3 protein-coding genes are annotated in these 2,757 nt (G+C 50.7%); 2 read left to right on the top strand and 1 reads right to left on the bottom strand.

What is annotated here, in order from left to right; all coding sequences use genetic code 11:
• A partial coding sequence (locus J4G02_12995; protein ID MCE2395495.1) for a hypothetical protein occupies window positions 1-336 on the top strand: 336 nt, incomplete at its 5' end.
• A 42-nt stretch (window positions 337-378) separates the two neighbouring features.
• On the top strand, window positions 379-1,365 hold the full coding sequence (msrP, locus tag J4G02_12990) for a protein-methionine-sulfoxide reductase catalytic subunit MsrP (protein ID MCE2395494.1): 987 nt from the start codon (window positions 379-381) through the stop codon (window positions 1,363-1,365).
• A 175-nt stretch (window positions 1,366-1,540) separates the two neighbouring features.
• Here msrP and J4G02_12985 read toward each other — a convergent pair.
• On the bottom strand, window positions 1,541-2,757 hold a 1,217-nt coding region (locus tag J4G02_12985), incomplete at its 5' end, for a DegT/DnrJ/EryC1/StrS family aminotransferase (GenBank protein MCE2395493.1).

The following is a 2,757-nucleotide window of genomic DNA, read 5'->3' as shown; positions in this document are numbered from 1 at the left end:
TACAAACGTTTTGAATCGCATCCCGAAGAGGTGATGGTCCCTGCGAAAGCGGGTTCGGCGGTGTTGATTAACCACAAAGTGTTTCACGGAAACTATCCTAATGTTGGTGACTATCCGCGTGAAATGCTGGCTATAGCGTATCGTCCGGGCTGGGCGGGACCCCAAGACAAAGTGTCAACTTGGGATGGTGAAAATTTAGCGAAGCTGCCAGATGCTGTCCGACCGCTGTTGGGCGACCGCAACACCCGTCACTGGGATTATCACGGTGGCAACAAACCGCCAAACATGAAAAAAGAAGCGCCGGGGATGAACCCAAGTCGGTGGGAGCGTGCGTAGGAGAGTGTAGGACAGATTAAAACAGAAAGAAAGGATAAACTCATGGCAAACATCCACATTCCAAAAACTTGGGAAATCCCAGAGCGGGAGGTTACGCCAGAAGCTGCTTTTATCAATCGGCGGCGATTCTTGAGGACGCTTGCCGGTGCCGGTTTGAGCATCGCCGGCGGATCCATGCTCGGTTATGCAACCGAATCGGAGGCAAAGACACCTCCCCAAATAGATCCGAATCTGATGAAATTTGAATCAGTCGAACGAAATCCAGCCTTTACAAAAGTTGATCGCCCCATCACCGACGAAGCGGTTGCCGCCAAGTATAATAACTTCTATGAATTCGGCGGTTCAAAATCGATCTGGGAAGCGGCGCAGGCATTGCCGACCGAAAACTGGAAAGTCGAGGTCACCGGCTTAGTCCGTAATCCTCGTACCTATGACTTGGACGACCTCAAGAATAAATTCCCCCTTGAAGAGCGGGTCTATCGATTCCGTTGTGTTGAGGCGTGGGCGATGGTTGTTCCATGGCTCGGTTTTACGATGAAACACATCATTGACGATGTTGAGCCGACCTCTGAGGCGAGATACGTTCGCTTCATCTCATATTACAATCGGAAGATTAATAAAGGACCAGGACGTCGTACGTCTCACCCTTGGCCCTATACAGAGGGGCTCCGTACCGACGAAATGGCAAACGATCTAGCGTTTTTTGCCATCGGTATCTACGGTCACGAACTTCCAAAGCAGCACGGTGCCCCCATCCGCCAAGTCATACCGTGGAAGTATGGGTTCAAAGGTGCTAAGTCTATCGTAAAAATTGAGTTTCTCAACTATCAACCGAAGACGTTCTGGAATACCCTTCAGTCGCACGAATACGGTTTTGAGGCGAATGTGGAACCCGACGTGCCGCACCCACGGTGGTCACAAGCCTCCGAACGGATGATTGGTAACGGCCCAGCCTTCATGTGGAAAAGACGCGATACGCTGCTCTACAACGGTTACGCCGAACAGGTTGCGCAACTCTACGATCGATGATGCGCTGCTAATTGCAAATTGCGGTCAATCCAGAAATCACAAAATGTAAAACGTCAGGATTTATGCGCTTCAGACTGTAGGGAACAACGATCGTTGTTCCCTGCGGGCTGCGTAAGTCCCCTAAAAATGTAAAATGTAAGAAATTCACGCTTCACGTTTTATCGCTTTATCCTCTTCAGACCAATTCTGCGACATGAGTCGCAACCTTCCGAAAGGCTTCGATATACTGATCTAACAGCGCCTTATTGGGTCTGGAGAAGACCGGAATGGTGAACAGGTCTTCGCGCGGATTCTCAGAAACGGGCAGATCTCCTTCCTGATATGCTACTGCTCGTTTATTTTCAGGGCGCGTGAAAGCAGGGTGGTTCCGTTCTTGGAACACTGCTGACAGGTGATCACTGCCTCCCAGTGCGCTGCTGCTCACGCTCGCGCCTTCCGCCTGTAGCGCTTCGATGAATTTCTCTTTTGACAATCCACCGAGTTCTTCAGAGGCATAGCGGATATAGGGACGGCTATAATACCCGCGGAAGTTATCGGTTGAAGGCTTGATTGGATAGATTCCCGGACACTCTGCAATACCGTCCATCAGATACATCACATTATCGTCACGGCATTTGTTACGTTCATCGAGATGTCGGAGCTGGACACGTGCAATAGCGGCAGAAATTGGGGCGATACGGTATTTGTATCCAAAGCAGGTCCTAGCATACTTGCGATACTTTTCTTCGGGAAGGTCGCGAATCCGTTCATAGTGTCCTAGACAGATTGCCCGCTCGTAATAGTCTAAGTTATCCGTGATCATCACACCACCTTCGCCGCTCGGTAAGAGTTTTCCCCCCTGCATACTGAAACAACCCACATCTCCGATTGTCCCGACCTTTTTGCCTTTGTAGGTTGCGCCGTGAGCGTGCGAGCAATCTTCAACCACGAAGATATTGTGACGCTTTGCAATTTCCATAATAGTATCCATCTCCGCCGGCATCCCACCAAGATGGACGACAATGACCGCTTTTGTGCAGGAGGAAATCCGCCGTTCTATATCTTCTGGGTCAGCGCAACCGGTGAACGGATCAATATCGCAGAAGACCGGGATCGCCTGACAGGAAAGGATGGGCATATACGTCCCCCAAAACGTCGCCGCAGGGGTGATGACCTCATCGCCGGGGCCCACCCCAACCCCGAACAACGCCCCATGAATCGAGGCGGTTCCGTTGTTATGCGCTAGAGCATACTTAACACCGTGATAAGCGGCAAATTCCTCCTCGAACTTGTAAATCGTATCTGAGAACGAGATCTCCCCGCTCTGCAATTGGTTGACGACGGCTTCGGTAACCTCATCATCAATAATGGGCCACTGCGAAGCCTCACTTTGGTCTAAGGTGATGGCTTTAT

The organism is Candidatus Poribacteria bacterium, assembly GCA_021295755.1.
GTDB lineage: Bacteria > Poribacteria > WGA-4E > WGA-4E > PCPOR2b > PCPOR2b.
The sequence above is the reverse complement of the archived record's forward strand: the minus strand, read 5'-3'. Positions and strand labels throughout refer to the sequence as shown.

Coding starts and splice junctions, on each gene's coding strand:
- msrP (MCE2395494.1), top strand. CDS start 379: ATGGCAAACATCCACATTCCAAAAACTTGGGAAATCCCAGAGCGGGAG.